General features: G+C 71.8%; 13 protein-coding genes. 9 read left to right on the top strand and 4 right to left on the bottom strand.

All coding sequences use genetic code 11. The features are described from left to right. Positions 1–8: 8 nt before the first annotated feature. The 6 genes from ACFYVR_RS00520 to ACFYVR_RS00545 all read left to right on the top strand — a co-directional run bounded on the left by ACFYVR_RS00520 (position 9) and on the right by ACFYVR_RS00545 (position 5,547). Positions 9–1,343, top strand: a complete 1,335-nt coding sequence (locus ACFYVR_RS00520) for an NAD(P)/FAD-dependent oxidoreductase (protein WP_387468644.1) — start codon at positions 9–11, stop codon at positions 1,341–1,343. Next, positions 1,340–2,071: a DUF1365 domain-containing protein gene (locus ACFYVR_RS00525; RefSeq protein ID WP_387468645.1), complete on the top strand. Its 732-nt coding sequence runs from the start codon at positions 1,340–1,342 to the stop codon at positions 2,069–2,071. Before ACFYVR_RS00520 ends, ACFYVR_RS00525 begins: the two co-directional genes overlap by 4 nt. Continuing rightward, positions 2,068–3,345 (top strand): class I SAM-dependent methyltransferase, encoded by a 1,278-nt coding sequence (locus tag ACFYVR_RS00530; protein WP_387468646.1) that lies wholly within the window; start codon positions 2,068–2,070, stop codon positions 3,343–3,345. The genes ACFYVR_RS00525 and ACFYVR_RS00530 overlap by 4 nt, the downstream gene beginning before the upstream one ends. Further along, entirely contained in the window at positions 3,342–4,136 is a 795-nt protein-coding gene (locus tag ACFYVR_RS00535; RefSeq protein ID WP_387468647.1) for a DUF1295 domain-containing protein, read from the top strand. Before ACFYVR_RS00530 ends, ACFYVR_RS00535 begins: the two co-directional genes overlap by 4 nt. Before the next feature lie 89 nt (positions 4,137–4,225). After that, entirely contained in the window at positions 4,226–4,795 is a 570-nt protein-coding gene (locus ACFYVR_RS00540; RefSeq protein ID WP_387468648.1) for a sigma-70 family RNA polymerase sigma factor, read from the top strand. Continuing rightward, positions 4,792–5,547: an anti-sigma factor gene (locus tag ACFYVR_RS00545; protein WP_387468649.1), complete on the top strand. Its 756-nt coding sequence runs from the start codon at positions 4,792–4,794 to the stop codon at positions 5,545–5,547. The genes ACFYVR_RS00540 and ACFYVR_RS00545 overlap by 4 nt, the downstream gene beginning before the upstream one ends. 9 nt (positions 5,548–5,556) lie before the next feature. On the opposite strand, the gene ACFYVR_RS00550 is transcribed toward ACFYVR_RS00545, so the two are convergent. The 4 genes from ACFYVR_RS00550 to ACFYVR_RS00565 form a co-directional block, all read right to left on the bottom strand. Further along, positions 5,557–6,360, bottom strand: coding sequence for an ABC transporter permease (locus tag ACFYVR_RS00550; protein ID WP_387468650.1), 804 nt, complete (start codon positions 6,358–6,360; stop codon positions 5,557–5,559). Further along, on the bottom strand, positions 6,357–7,322 hold the full coding sequence (locus ACFYVR_RS00555; protein ID WP_387468651.1) for an ATP-binding cassette domain-containing protein: 966 nt from the start codon (positions 7,320–7,322) through the stop codon (positions 6,357–6,359). The genes ACFYVR_RS00550 and ACFYVR_RS00555 overlap by 4 nt, the downstream gene beginning before the upstream one ends. A 65-nt stretch (positions 7,323–7,387) precedes the next feature. Then, positions 7,388–8,644 (bottom strand): hypothetical protein, encoded by a 1,257-nt coding sequence (locus ACFYVR_RS00560; RefSeq protein ID WP_387468652.1) that lies wholly within the window; start codon positions 8,642–8,644, stop codon positions 7,388–7,390. A gap of 40 nt (positions 8,645–8,684) precedes the next feature. Next, a complete protein-coding gene (locus tag ACFYVR_RS00565) occupies positions 8,685–10,670 on the bottom strand; it encodes an alkaline phosphatase family protein (RefSeq protein WP_387468653.1) in 1,986 nt (661 codons plus the stop codon). 87 nt (positions 10,671–10,757) lie between these two features. Between ACFYVR_RS00565 and ACFYVR_RS00570 the strand changes: the two genes are divergently transcribed. The 3 genes from ACFYVR_RS00570 to ACFYVR_RS00580 all read left to right on the top strand — a co-directional run bounded on the left by ACFYVR_RS00570 (position 10,758) and on the right by ACFYVR_RS00580 (position 13,432). After that, a complete protein-coding gene (locus ACFYVR_RS00570; protein ID WP_387468654.1) occupies positions 10,758–12,212 on the top strand; it encodes a flavin-containing monooxygenase in 1,455 nt (484 codons plus the stop codon). Further along, positions 12,199–12,960: an MBL fold metallo-hydrolase gene (locus ACFYVR_RS00575; RefSeq protein WP_387468655.1), complete on the top strand. Its 762-nt coding sequence runs from the start codon at positions 12,199–12,201 to the stop codon at positions 12,958–12,960. The genes ACFYVR_RS00570 and ACFYVR_RS00575 overlap by 14 nt, the downstream gene beginning before the upstream one ends. Before the next feature lie 118 nt (positions 12,961–13,078). After that, entirely contained in the window at positions 13,079–13,432 is a 354-nt protein-coding gene (locus tag ACFYVR_RS00580) for a chorismate mutase family protein (protein WP_387468656.1), read from the top strand. The last annotated feature ends 4 nt before the right edge of the window (positions 13,433–13,436 follow it).

The following is a 13,436-nucleotide window of genomic DNA, read 5'->3' on the forward strand; positions in this document are numbered from 1 at the left end:
CTACGGGCATGACGACCACCTCAGAGCGTTCCGTCGCCGTGATCGGCGGCGGCGTCGCCGGCCTGACCGCCGCATATGTACTGGCGAAACACGACCGGGTCACGCTGTTCGACGCGGACGACCGGCTCGGCGGGCACGCCCACACCCACGACGTCGACCTCGGCGACGGCAGGCGGGTGCGGGTCGACACCGGGTTCATCGTCCACAACGACCGCACCTACCCGACGCTGTGCGCCCTGTTCGACGAACTGGGTGTCGCGACGCAGCCCACGGACATGTCGATGTCGGTCCGCGCTGACGGTCTCGAGTACGCGGGCGCCAGGGGTCTGCGGGGGTTGTTCCCCACCGCGAGCAACCTCCGGCGCGGACGCTACCTGCGCATGCTCGGCGAGGTCCTCCGCTTCCACCGTGCGGCGCGCGCCCTCCTGGACACCGGTGGTGCCGACGAGTCGCACCTCGGCGGTGCCGAAGAGACCCTCGGCGGTGCCGAAGAGACCCTCGGCGACTTCCTCGACCGGCTCGGGTTCTCCCGGTACTTCGTCGACCACTTCATGACGCCGCTCGTCGCCGCGGTGTGGTCGTGCGACCCGGCCGCGGCCGGCCGGTACCCCGCGCGATACCTGTTCACCTTTCTCGACCACCACGGCATGCTCGCCGTCTTCGGGTCGCCGCCGTGGCGGACGGTGACCGACGGCTCGGCCCGCTACGTCGAGAAGATCGCCGCCGGGATCGACGAGATCCGCACCGCGTCCCCGGTGCACCGTCTCGACCGCGGCTCCGGCGGGGTGCAGGTCACCACGGCGGACGGCACGCGCGACTTCGACGCGGCCGTGGTCGCGGTCCACCCACGTCAGGCCCTGCGCCTGCTCGCCGCCCCGACACCGGACGAAGCGGCGGTGCTCGGCGCGATCCCGTACTCGACGAACGTGGCGCGGCTGCACACGGACGAGTCGCTGCTGCCCCGCGCCACCGCCGCCCGCGCGTCGTGGAACTACCTCGTGCCGGGCGCCGGTGAGCGGGAGCGCGGGGTGATCGTCACCTACGACATGACCCGGCTGATGCGCCTCGACGGGATCCGGGACCGGCGCTTCCTCGTCACACTCGGCGGCGCCGACCGGATCGACCCGTCGACGGTGATCGCGGAGATGACGTACGAACATCCGCTCTACACCCCGGAATCGGTGGCCGCGCAGCGCCGACTGCCCGAACTCGACTCCGCCACCGTGACCTTCGCCGGCGCCTACCACGGCTGGGGATTCCACGAGGACGGCGCGGCGTCGGGTCTGCGTGCGGCTCGTCGACTCGGGGCGCGGGACGATCTCCCGGTGGGGGTTCCGGCATGACCACTCCGGCGATCTACCGCACCCGCATCCGCCACGTGCGGTCCTCACCGGTACGCCACGCCTTCGGGTACCGCGGTGACAGCTGGTTCGTCGACCTCGACGACCTGCCGCGGCCGCCGTGGTGGCTGCGGCCGTTCGCCCGCTTCGACGCCCGAGACCACTTCGGGCAGGGCCGAACGGCGGCGTCGGGCGGGCTGCGCGCGGGCCTCGACGCCGTCCTCGTCGAAGCGGGCCTCGACCCGACCGGCTGGCGGGTCACCGCACTGCTCTGTCCCCGGGTACTCGGTCACGTGTTCAACCCGCTGAGCCTGTACTGGTGCCACGACCGGTCGGGCACGGTGCGCTGCGTGGTCGCCGAGGTGCACAACACCTACGGCGGCAGGCACTGCTACGTCCTGCACCCGGACGCGTCGGGCCGGGCGGAGGCGGCCAAGGAGTTCTACGTCTCGCCGTTCAACCCCGTCGAGGGTCACTACACGCTGCGGGTGCCGGAGCCGGCGCAGCGGCTCGCGGTGTCGGTGACCCTGCACCGCGGCGGTCACGCCCCGTTCGTCGCCTCGGTGCACGGGGTCCGGCGACCCGCCACGGCGAGTCGGGTGCTGGCCACGGCGTTCTCGTCGAACCTGGTGTCCGCACGCATCCGGATCCAGGGCGTCGCGCTGTGGCTGCGTGGCCTGCCCGTCTCCCCTCGCCCCCCTCACTCGTCCACACTGGAGGTCTCCCGATGAGCGTCGCCGACGTCGACCGCACCAAGCCCGAGCTCGGCCCCGATCCGGCGCGGTGGCCGGACGTGGTCGGCGTGCCGTCCGGTCCGGCGGCCCGGCTCGGTGCGCCGGTGGCCGCACACCTGTTCCGGCGGGCCGTCGAGCGCCTCGACCTGCGGGTCGAGTACCCCGACGGGACCACACTCGGCGCCGGGACGGGCGACGCGCCCCGCCTGATCGTCCACCGGCCGGACCGTCTCGCCCGGCGGCTCGCCGCCGACGGGCTGATCGGCTTCGGCGAGGCGTACATGGCGGGAGACTGGACCGCACCGGACCCGGCGGCGGCGCTGACGCCGTTCGCCGCGTCCGCCGCGACCCTGATCCCTCGTCCCCTGCAGGCGCTCAGGCCGATACTGTTGCCCGGACAGCCTGCCGCCGAACGCAATTCCGAGCAGAACACCCGGTCGAACGTCTCCCGGCACTACGACCTGTCGAACGACCTGTTCGCGCTGTTCCTCGACGAGACCCTGTCCTACTCCAGCGCCCTGTTCGACGGCCGCCCCGCGCGCTGGGACACCCTCGTCGCGGCGCAGCACCGCAAGATCGACCGTCTGCTCGACGCCGCGCGCGTCGGCCCCGGGACCCGGCTCCTCGAAATCGGCACCGGCTGGGGCGAACTGGCGATCCGGGCCGCACGCCGAGGTGCCACGGTCCGATCGGTGACGTTGTCAGCGGAGCAACAGGGGCTCGCGCAGCGCCGCGCCGCCACCGCCGGCCATGCGGACGCGGTGACGATCGATCTGCTCGACTACCGCTCCGTCGGAGGTGAATTCGACGCCGTTGTGTCGGTGGAGATGATCGAGGCGGTCGGGTACGAGTACTGGCCCGTCTGGTTCGCGACCGTGGACCGGGTGCTCGTGCCCGGTGGACGGGTTGCGCTGCAGTCGATCACGATGCCCCATGACCGGATGCTGGCCACTCGGAACACCTACACGTGGATGCATAAGTACATCTTCCCGGGTGGACTGCTGCCCTCCGCGGAGGCGCTCGAGCGGGCCACGGCCGAGACCGCCCTGCGCACCACGGACCGGTTCGGCTTCGGCGCGGACTACGCCGCCACCCTGCGGTTGTGGCGGGAACGCTTCACCGCCCACGCTGCCGCGGTGGCCGACCTGGGCTTCGACGAGACGTTCCGGCGGATGTGGGAGTTGTACCTGGCGTACTCGGAGGCGGGGTTCCGCTCCGGCTACCTCGACGTGCAGCAGATCACCCTGACCAAGGACGGATCGCCGCGATGACCGTCTGGACGAACCTGCTGTCGCTTGCGGGCGCGAGCCTGATCGCGCTGGCGGCCGTGCAGGCCGCCGCGTTCGCCGTCGGCCGCCGCATCGGCCGCGTCAACGTCGTCGACGTCGCCTGGGGTGTCGGTTTCGTGGTGGTGGCGTTCCTCGCCGCGCTGTTCGGCGACGGTGCCCCCGGCCGCCGCTGGCTGCTGTTCGCCCTGGTCGCGGTGTGGGGGGTGCGGCTGAGCGTGCACATGCACGTCAAGTCGAGGGGCAAGGGCGAGGATCCCCGCTACCGCGACCTGCTCGAGCGGGCCGGCGGCGCCGACACCGCGACCGTCGTGCTGAGGGTCTTCGCGATCCAGGGCGCAGCGCAGTGGTTCGTGTCGCTGCCCGTGCTCGTGTCCGCGGTGCTCGGCCCGACCCGGGGCGTGGGCGTGGGCGCGCTCGTCGGCGGAGTCGCGCTGTGGGCGGTGGGAGTGGTGTTCGAGGCGGTCGGGGATCGGCAACTGCTGCGGTTCACCAGCGATCCCGCCCACCACGGCCGCATCATCGACACCGGACTGTGGGCGTGGACGCGGCATCCGAACTACTTCGGGGACGCGTGCGTGTGGTGGGGGCTGTGGCTCGTCGCCGCCTCGGTGTGGCCGGGCGCCCTCACCGTCCTCTCGCCCCTGCTGATGACGTACTTCCTCGTCCACGCCACCGGTGCGCGACTGCTCGAGAAGACGCTGTCGCAGCGGCCCGGCTACCGCGCGTACCAGGAGCGCACCGCCTTCTTCGTGCCACGACCGCCGCGGCGGTGAGGGTCGTGCGCGGTCCCGGTTCCGGTGGGAGCCCCTCGACGCTCCCCGAACGCGCCGATAGGCTCTCGTTCGATGAGCGGACGGGGCCGATGACCGGCGTGAGCGGGGACACCGACACACTCGCGGCACTGCTCCGGCGGGTCGCGGACCGGGACGAGTCGGCGTTCGCCCGTTTCTACGATCTGACGCGGGCACGGGTGTACGGCATGGTGCTGCGGGTGCTGCGCGATCCCGGTTACAGCGAGGAGACCACGCAGGAGGTGTTCCTGCAGGTGTGGCGGACCGCGGCCACGTTCGACGTCGCGCAGGGGTCCGCGTTGTCGTGGGTGATCACCCTCGCGCACCGGCGGGCGGTGGACCGGGTGCGCGCCGAGCAGTCCGGATCCGACCGGGAGTCCCGCTACCGGGCGAGCACCGCGGAGTCCCCGTTCGACAGCGTCACCGAGGAGGTCGCCCGGCGGGAGGATCGGCGGATCGTGGTCCGCTGCCTCGGCACCCTGACCGACCTGCAGCGCCAGTCGGTCGAGCTCGCCTACTACCGGGGACTGACGTATCGCGAGGTGTCCGAGGAACTGTCGGCGTCGCTGCCGACCGTCAAATCGAGAATCCGGGACGGCTTGCTCCGCCTCCGCAACTGCCTCGGGGGTGAGTCGCGATGACCGAGTGGCTCGACATGGCCGAGATCTACGCCCTCGACGCGGTCTCGGAGTCCGAACGCGCGGAGATCGACTCGCAGCTCGCCGCCGCGACCTCGGCGCAGCGGGCGGAGTTCGAGCGTCGTGTCCGCGACGTGCGCGAGACGATGGCCGGCGTCTCGGCGTCCACCGCCGCCGAACCTCCCCCGCAGCTGCGGGCCCGGCTCCTCGCGGAGATCGCGGCGGCGGAGATGACGGCGGACGACGCCCCGCTCGCGGTTCCGATCGATCTGGCGGCGAAGCGCCGCGAGCACCGCGGCGCTCGCGGCCGCAGGCTGCGCACCGCCGCGCTCGCCGCGGCCGCGGCGATCGTGGTCGCCGTCGGCGGTGCCGTCGTCGCGACGCGCGGGCTGGCACCCGAGCCGGAGCCGACGGCCGAGCAGGTCTTCGCCGCCGACGACGTGCGCACCACGTCCGGGCAGATCGAGGGCGGCGGCACCGCCACCGTCGTGTACTCGAAGGACGTGGGTGCCGGTGTGTTGGTGATGAACAACGTCGCCCCGCCCGCGGAGGGCACGGTGTACCAGATGTGGCTGCTCGGCGGCACCGAGGGCCCGCGGCCGGCGGGCACGATGGACGCCGAGGCCGTCGCGCCGTCGACGACGGCGGTACTCGAGGACATCGGCGACTCCACCGCACTCGGGTTCACCGTCGAACCGCCCGGAGGGTCGACGCAGCCGACCGGACCGGTGTTCGCGGAACTCCCCCTCACCTGACGCGGTCCATCACCGGCTGACCGCTTTCTGGTATCGCCGGATCGCGAACGGCACGAACACGATCAGCATCAGCGCCGTCCACAGCAGGGACGCCAGGACGGGGTTCTGCAGTGGCCACGCCTGCGGCGGCGGCATCGTCGGGTTGGTGTTGCCGAACAGTTCGCGCACCGCCTGTGTCAACGCGGACACCGGATTCCACTCGGCGATCACCCGCAGCACCGTCGGCATCGACGACGGGTCGACGAAGGTGTTCGCGATGAACGACAGCGGGAAGATCACCATGAAGCTCGCGTTGTTGAACACCTCGGGCGTGCGAATCCACATGCCCACCACCGCCATCACCCACGACAGGGCGTACGCGAACAGCAGCATCAGGGCGTAGGCGGCGAGCGCCTCCCCCAGCGACGAGTGGATGCGCCACCCGATGAGCAGGCCCGTCAGCGACATCACCACGAGGCTGATGATGTTGATCAGGACGTCGGTGGTGGTGCGGCCGATCAGCACCGCCGACGGCGCCATCGGCAACGACCGGAACCGGTCGATGATGCCCTTCTGCAGGTCCTCGACCATGCCGAGGCCGGTCCAGGTGGCACCGAAGATGACGGTCTGCGTGAAGATGCCCGCGATGAGGAACTCGCGGTACGACATCCCCGGGATCTCGATCGCGCTGCCGAACACGAACGCGAACAGCAGCACGAACATGATCGGCGACAGGGTCGTGAAGACGATCAGGTCCGGGACCCGCTTGATCTTGATGACGTTGCGTTTCGCGATGGTCAGGCCGTCGGACGCCACCATCTGCAGGGTGCTCATCGGGCCGCCTCCACATCGGATTCCTGGGCTTCGTGGCCGGTCAGGGAGAGGAAGACGTCGTCGAGGGTGGGTTTGCGCAGCGCCACGTCGGTGACGCGGATCCCGGCCGCGGACAGCCGCGCGAGTGCCGCCGCGAGGGTGTCCGCGCCGCCGCTGACCGGGACCACCACCTTCCGGATCCCGGACTCGACCTGGATCTCGCCCGCGGCCAGCGGTTCGAGTTCGGTGCGCAGGTCGGGGAGCCGGGACTGGTCGACGAGCCCGAGTTCGATCCGCTCACCGCCGACGAGGTCCTTGAGTGCGTCGGCGGTGCCGCGGGCGATGACGACGCCGCGGTCGATGACCGCGATCCGGTCGGCGAGCCGCTCCGCCTCGTCCATGTACTGCGTGGTCAGCAGCAGGGTGGTGCCGCGCGCGACCAGGTCGTCGATCACGTCCCACAGGCCGAGGCGGGCGCGGGGGTCGAGGCCGGTGGTGGGTTCGTCGAGGAACAGCACCGGCGGCTGCGCGACGAGCGCCCCGGCGAGGTCGAGGCGGCGGCGCATCCCGCCGGAGTAGCCCTTGACCGGCCGGTCACCGGCCTCGACGAGGTCGAACTGTGCGAGCAGTTCCCGGGCGCGCTCGCGGCTGCGGCGGGTGCCGAGGTGGTAGAGCCGCCCGACCATCTCGAGGTTCTCGAATCCGGTGAGGTACTCGTCGACGGCCGCGTACTGGCCGGACGCCCCGATGCGTGAGCGCAGCGCGCGGGCGTCGCCGACCACGTCGAGACCGTCGACGGTGGCGGTGCCGCCGTCGGGGACGAGCAGGGTGGTCAGCACCCGCACCGCGGTGGTCTTGCCCGCCCCGTTGGGGCCGAGCAGCGCGGTGACGGTCCCGGCGGGGACCGTCAGATCGATTCCGTCGAGGGCCGTGACGTCGCCGTACCTCTTGATCAGCCCCTCGACGACTATGGCGTCGGCCATGAGTCCTCCCGTGAGCGAGTGGGTTCGACTCCAGTGTGCCCCACGTCACCGACAGGGTTGCGGGGTCAGCCGCCGAGGCAGGCCCGCCAGCCACCGGACTGGAAGGTCTCGGTGGCGCAGTAGGCGGCGCGGGGGTAGTAGTCGCCCATCGTGACGGCCGGGTCGCTGCCCTGCGCCTGGGAGGCCTGCACGGACCGCGGGTAGAACTGCGCGCTCGGCAGCATGTGCCGCAGGAACAGCACCTTCTTCGGCACCTCCGTCGACCCCCACGGCAGGACGGTCACTGTCGGGTCCGTCGCCGCACGCGGGGGCAGGTCGGCGGGTGCGGCCACGACGTAGGTGTAGAACCCCGAATCGTCCACGCGGGTCTGGTGATCGGCCGCGCATGCCACCACCGGGTAGGGCGAGACCTGGTCGTTCTGGCACATCGACCAGTACCGCACGTCGGTGCCCGGCGCGGCGGGTGGGACGCCCGCTCCGGTGTCGGGGAAGGTCGGCGCGCGGCCGCGGACGACGACGATGCGGCCCGGCTGGTGGGTCAGGCCGGCGCCGACGTACTTGTTGTCGCCGTTGGGGAACAGGCCCGAGGTGCTGGCGGGGTTGACGAACGTCGCCTCGGGCACGTCGCCGGGGAAGGCGCCCGCGGCGGCCGACGCGATCACCGCGTCGAAGGCGTCGGTGGCGGCGGTGTCGATCGGGCCGCCGGGCAGCGACGAGGGGTCGAACGGGGCCCGGCAGGTGGGGATCGAGACGGTGCGTCCCGCCCGGGTCAGCGACACCTCGGGAAGCGGCACCGATCCGGGCAGCGACTGCGGGTCGTCGGGCACGTACACCCGGACGATGAGGAACCCGACGGGAACCCGCTGCGCTCCGGGTGCGGTGGGCAGTGCGGAGATCTCGTTCCGGGACCGGTCCGCGGTGCCGGTGGTGACGGTCACCTGCCAGCGCCGCGCGTCCGGCGGCAGGCCGGCCGCGGCCGGGTCGGCGAAGGGGTTGCCGCTGCCCGGGTCGGGGGCGATCTCGTCGTCGCGCAGTGTGTCGACGGTGTCGAAGTCGGTGCCGTACGTGTTGAGTGACATGTAGCGGGCGTAGGGGTACCAGCCGTGCACCGTGATCCGGTCGCCGTCCACGAGTGCGTACGGCAACACCCAGTAGGTGGCGCTGGCGTCGGGAAAGGCCACGTTGAGCGTCGTGGCGTCCGACATGAACTGCCAGGCGCACCCGATCTCCGGCGATGCGGCCGCGGCCGTCGGGCCCGTGAACACCCCACCGGCGAGGGCCAGCGCCGACAGGGCCGCGCATGCCCGCACGAACGGACGCATGGATTCACAGTAGGTGGCGCGGGCCGCCCACAGGTGCGAATCAGCGCAGGTCGCGCCACCGGGACAGCACGGCGTGGACGCATTCGGCGCCCCGCAGCGGGTCGGGCGGTGCGGGCAGGGTGGACGGGTACAGCAGGAACGGGGTGGTCTGCGGGCCGCCGAGGCCGCCGTGCGACCCGACCTGCTCCTCGAACGCCGCCACCTCGCCGGTGTCGGGACGGTAGCGGCCGTTGATCATCAGGTCGGCGACGTTGTCGAAGCGGTCGGTGCGCCGGATCCGGTCGAGGGTGCCGGGGCCGAAGTCGGCGAGCGGGTCCCGCCCGGTGACCTCCCCGCTGTCGACGTCGACGCTGCCGCCGCGCCCCAGGACGACCGACCCGCCGTCGTCTCGGGCGGCGAGGACGAAGCCGATGCCGGGGTGTTCGGTCAGCGCGGGCAGCAGACCCGGGTGGTGTTCGGCGATCCAGGACGTGGTGGCGCGACCCGGAGCGAGCGGGAAGCTGACGAGTCCGAGGTTCCCGGAGGCGAGGACGACCGGATTGTCGAGGGGACCGGCGGGCGCGGTGCCGCCGGTCCTGACGTGCAGGCTGGCCTCCGCGTACCCGAGCCCCTCGGCGCCCCGGCCGCGGCTGCCGAGGGATCCCGTGCCCCGCGCCGGTGCGCGGTCGCAGGCCTGCAGCACGAACTCCTCGAGGGTGTGCCCGTACGTCTGGCTGAACGTGGCGCCCTGGCTCTGTCCGTGGTCGGACAGCACGACGATGCGGTACGGCCGTCGCGCCTGCGCGGCGACGGCCACGATCATGCCGACCTGGGCGTCGAGTGTGCGCAGGACGTGGAGTGTCTCGGGGCGTTCGATGCCGGAGTGGTGGGACACCTCGTCGTAGCCGACGAGGTCGACGTACACGGGGCTGCGGCCGCCGATCACGTCGCCGATGACGGCGGCGGTGACGACGTCGGTCTCGACGACGGTGGTGAACGCGCGGACCAGCGGGTAGATGCCGCCGCGGCGGATGCGGGGGATGATGTCGGCGCGGTGCGCGTGGTGCGCCTGCCGGACCTCCCGGATCACCTCCGCGACGAGCCGGACGGTGGTGCGGACCGCGTTCGCGGGGTCGAGGAAGTAGTCGGCGTATCCGGTTGCGCCGCCGCCCATTCGGGCACCACGCATCCTGCTCACCACGAGGACGTTGTCGTCCGCGCCGCCGGTGAAGAGGTTGCCGCGACTGGCGCCGCCGGTGAGCAGGCCGTCGCGGTGGGCGCGTTCGACCTCCCGTGCCGCGTTGTCGGCGGGGTTGCTGAACACGGCGACGGCGCCGCGGGTCTTGTCGTACCAGCGGAAGGCGGGCACGTTCCGGTTGTCGCCGTACAGGATTCCGAGCTGGCTCGCGCCGGTCTGGCTGCTCCAGTCGGTATACCACGGCACCATCGTGTGCGATCCGCTGCGGACCAGGCCGGCGAGGTGTTCGGTGACGCCGTCGCGGATCGCGCGGTGCAGGACGTCGTGGCCGAGTCCGTCGATCTGGATGCACAGCAGGCCCGGCGACTCGTCGCTCGCCACTCCCGCCGATGCGCGGCGGAGCCGGGATCTGTTGCGGCGCACCACCATCAGGCGGTAGGTGTCGTCGCGCCGGGCCGCGATGGCCCCGATGGCGACCGACCCGAAGGCGGACAGCGTGATCGCCAGCACGAACAGGTCGCTCGCATTCTCGTACCGGGCCAGCGGCACCACCTGCACGGCGAGCATCATGATCAGCCAGTTCCCGACGAACGTGAGCACGAACAGCAGGGCGGGGCCCGCCCACAGGATCGCGCGCATCAGCAGCGGCCACAGGGTCACCGACAGCACGCCGAACACCAGGGCCAGGGAGAGCGCGGCGGGAATGGTGGCGAACGGCCCGCCACCGGGGACGGCCGTCAACTCGACCCCCGGCAACACCAGGTCGGTCAGCACCAGGGCGACGGCGGAAGTCAGCCACAGCACCAGAAATTCGGTCACGGTTCTCGCCGCGGTTCGCACAGTGCGCATCGTCGACCCTCCTTGTCACGTCGGATGGTAGGGGCAGGAGGCGGTGTTAGTGTCGAGACACGACCCGACCCGGCCGGTGGTGAGCGAATGTCGAGCGACGACGTGGACGTCCTGATCGTCGGCGCCGGGCTGTCCGGGATCGGGGCTGCCTGCCACCTGCGGCGCCGGCGGCCGGGATCGTCGATCCTGCTGCTCGAGGGTCGCGACCGGATCGGTGGCACCTGGGATCTGTTCCGGTATCCCGGGGTCCGGTCCGATTCGGACATGTACACCCTGGGCTACGCGTTCCGGCCGTGGACCGGCGCCCGGTCGATCACTGACGGCGAGTCGATCCTCGACTACATCCGCGCGACGGCCGCCGAGTACAGGATCGAGCACCGGATCCGGTTCGGTACTCGGGTGACCGGCGCCCGGTGGAACAGTGCGCAGGCCCGGTGGACGGTCAGCGCGGTCCACGACGGCACCGAGGTCACCTACACATGCGGTTTCCTGCTCGTGTGCAGCGGCTACTACGACTACCGGCACGGCTACCGACCCGATTTCGCGGGCCTCGAGTCGTTCCGCGGCGCGGTGGTGCACCCGCAGCAGTGGGACCCCGACCTCGACTACGCCGGTCGGCAGGTGGTCGTCGTCGGCAGCGGCGCGACCGCCGTGACCCTGGTCCCGGCGATGGCGCGGTCCGCGGCGCACGTGACGATGCTCCAACGCTCCCCCGGCTACGTGTTGTCGCTGCCGGCGCGGGACCGGTGGGCGCTGCGCCTGGGCCGGGTGCTGCCCTCGAGGTGGGTGTACGGGCTGATCCGGTGGAAGAACGTGCTGCGGATGTCGCTGTTCTACGAGCTCAGTCGCCGCCGCCCGACTACGGTGAAAAGGCTGCTGCGCAAGGGTGTTCGGGCACGGCTCGGCACCGACTACGACCTGCGGCACTTCACGCCCCGCTACGAACCGTGGGATCAGCGGATGTGCTTCGTCCCCGACGGCGACCTGTTCGCCGCGATCCGGTCGGGGCGGGCGTCGGTGGTGACCGACACCGTCGAGTCGTTCACCCCCAGCGGGATCCGGTTGGGGTCCGGCGCCGAGCTGGCTGCGGACGTGGTGGTCACCGCGACGGGACTGGAACTGCTGCCGCTCGGCGGGATCGAGTTCGAGGTCGACGGCGTCCCCGTGGACGTGTCGAGGTCGCTGGCGTACAAGGCGATGATGCTCGACGGCGTGCCGAATCTGGCGTTCTGCATCGGGTACACGAACGCGTCCTGGACCCTGAAGTGCGATCTGACGTGCGACTACGTGTGCCGGTTGCTCGACCACATGGACGCGCGCGGGTATCGGCAGTGCCGGCCGCGCAACACCGACCCGGCGATGCCCCGGCTGCCGGCGATCGACTTCACCTCCGGCTACATCCGGCGCGGCATCCACCGGTTCCCCGACCAGGGGCCGCGGGCGCCGTGGCGCCTGCGGCAGAACTACCTGCTCGACATCGCGGCCCTGCGTTTCGGGTCGGTGTCCGACGGCGCGATGGAGTTCACCGGTGCCGGACGGTGAGGTGGGGGTCCGGTGGATCGGGCACGCGACCGTCGCCGTCACCGACAGCGGGACCACGATTCTGACCGATCCGGTGCTCACGGCGCGGGTGGTGCACCTGCGGCGCAGGCGCGGCCCGGACCCGATGGCCGATCCGGTGCGCCCGGACGCGGTGGTGCTGTCGCACCTGCACGCCGACCACACCCATGTGCCGTCGCTGGCGTTGCTCGACACCGACGTGCCGATCGTGGTGCCGCGCGGCGCCGTCACCGGGTTCTCGGGGCTGCGGGTGTTCGGGGACCGGCTGATCGAGCTCGCGGTCGGGGACGAGACCCGGATCGGCGCGGTCACCGTGCGGGCGGTGCCCGCGGACCACGACGGCAGGCGGATCCGGCGAGGTCCGCGTCTCACCGATGCGGTCGGCTACGTGCTCGACGGCGCGGCGACGACGTATTTCGCCGGTGACACCGCCCTGGACCCGGCGATCGCGGACTGGGTGCCGCGCTGCGACGTCGCCCTGCTCCCGGTCGGCGGGTGGGGCCCGAATCTCGGGCCCGGCCACATGGATCCGGAGGCGGCGGTGCGGGCGGCGGAACTCGTCGCGGCGCGCCTGTCGATTCCGGTGCATTTCGGGACGCTGTGGCCGATCGGTTTGGACAGGGTACGCCCGAGCCGGTTCACCGGCCCGGGCGCCGACTTCGCCGCGCGGGCGGCGGCCGCCGGGCTCGACGCGGTGGAGTTGGCGCCGGGGCAGTCCTGGGCGCGCTAGCCACCTGTTCACCAATCGTGACCCGGCAGTATCTGCGATCTGCTGACCCGGGCCGGATGCGGTGAGACTATGGGACGGGTCGGGGAATCCTCACTTCGAGTGCAAGGTGGGACCGCGCATGAGTGATTCGAGTGACCGCGCCGGCGACGGTGGAGACGTCCGGGTTCTGCGCCCGGAATCGGAGCTCGAGGACCTACGGTCGGAGCTGGACGGAATCGACGATCAGCTTCTCGACAGCGTGCGGCAGCGGATCGAGGTCTGCACCCGCATCGCCGTCCTCAAGCGGCGGCACGACATTCCGGTGATGCAGCCGCGCCGGGTCGGGGCGGTGCACGAGCACGCCCGTTCGTACGCTCTCGACCACGACCTGTCCCCGCAGTTCCTGCGGGACCTGTACGACCTGCTCATCGCCGAGACGTGCCGGGTCGAGGATCGGATCGTGGCCGCGCAGCCACCGAACGAGCCCCAGTGAGGTG

The sequence above is a fragment of the Rhodococcus sp. NPDC003318 genome (assembly GCF_042879035.1).
In the GTDB taxonomy this organism is placed as follows: domain Bacteria; phylum Actinomycetota; class Actinomycetes; order Mycobacteriales; family Mycobacteriaceae; genus Rhodococcus_G.

Coding starts and splice junctions, on each gene's coding strand:
- ACFYVR_RS00530 (WP_387468646.1), top strand. CDS start 2,068: ATGAGCGTCGCCGACGTCGACCGCACCAAGCCCGAGCTCGGCCCCGAT.
- ACFYVR_RS00525 (WP_387468645.1), top strand. CDS start 1,340: ATGACCACTCCGGCGATCTACCGCACCCGCATCCGCCACGTGCGGTCC.
- ACFYVR_RS00520 (WP_387468644.1), top strand. CDS start 9: ATGACGACCACCTCAGAGCGTTCCGTCGCCGTGATCGGCGGCGGCGTC.
- ACFYVR_RS00540 (WP_387468648.1), top strand. CDS start 4,226: ATGACCGGCGTGAGCGGGGACACCGACACACTCGCGGCACTGCTCCGG.
- ACFYVR_RS00565 (WP_387468653.1), bottom strand. CDS start 10,670: ATGCGCACTGTGCGAACCGCGGCGAGAACCGTGACCGAATTTCTGGTG.
- ACFYVR_RS00570 (WP_387468654.1), top strand. CDS start 10,758: ATGTCGAGCGACGACGTGGACGTCCTGATCGTCGGCGCCGGGCTGTCC.
- ACFYVR_RS00560 (WP_387468652.1), bottom strand. CDS start 8,644: ATGCGTCCGTTCGTGCGGGCATGCGCGGCCCTGTCGGCGCTGGCCCTC.
- ACFYVR_RS00535 (WP_387468647.1), top strand. CDS start 3,342: ATGACCGTCTGGACGAACCTGCTGTCGCTTGCGGGCGCGAGCCTGATC.
- ACFYVR_RS00545 (WP_387468649.1), top strand. CDS start 4,792: ATGACCGAGTGGCTCGACATGGCCGAGATCTACGCCCTCGACGCGGTC.
- ACFYVR_RS00550 (WP_387468650.1), bottom strand. CDS start 6,360: ATGAGCACCCTGCAGATGGTGGCGTCCGACGGCCTGACCATCGCGAAA.
- ACFYVR_RS00580 (WP_387468656.1), top strand. CDS start 13,079: ATGAGTGATTCGAGTGACCGCGCCGGCGACGGTGGAGACGTCCGGGTT.
- ACFYVR_RS00555 (WP_387468651.1), bottom strand. CDS start 7,322: ATGGCCGACGCCATAGTCGTCGAGGGGCTGATCAAGAGGTACGGCGAC.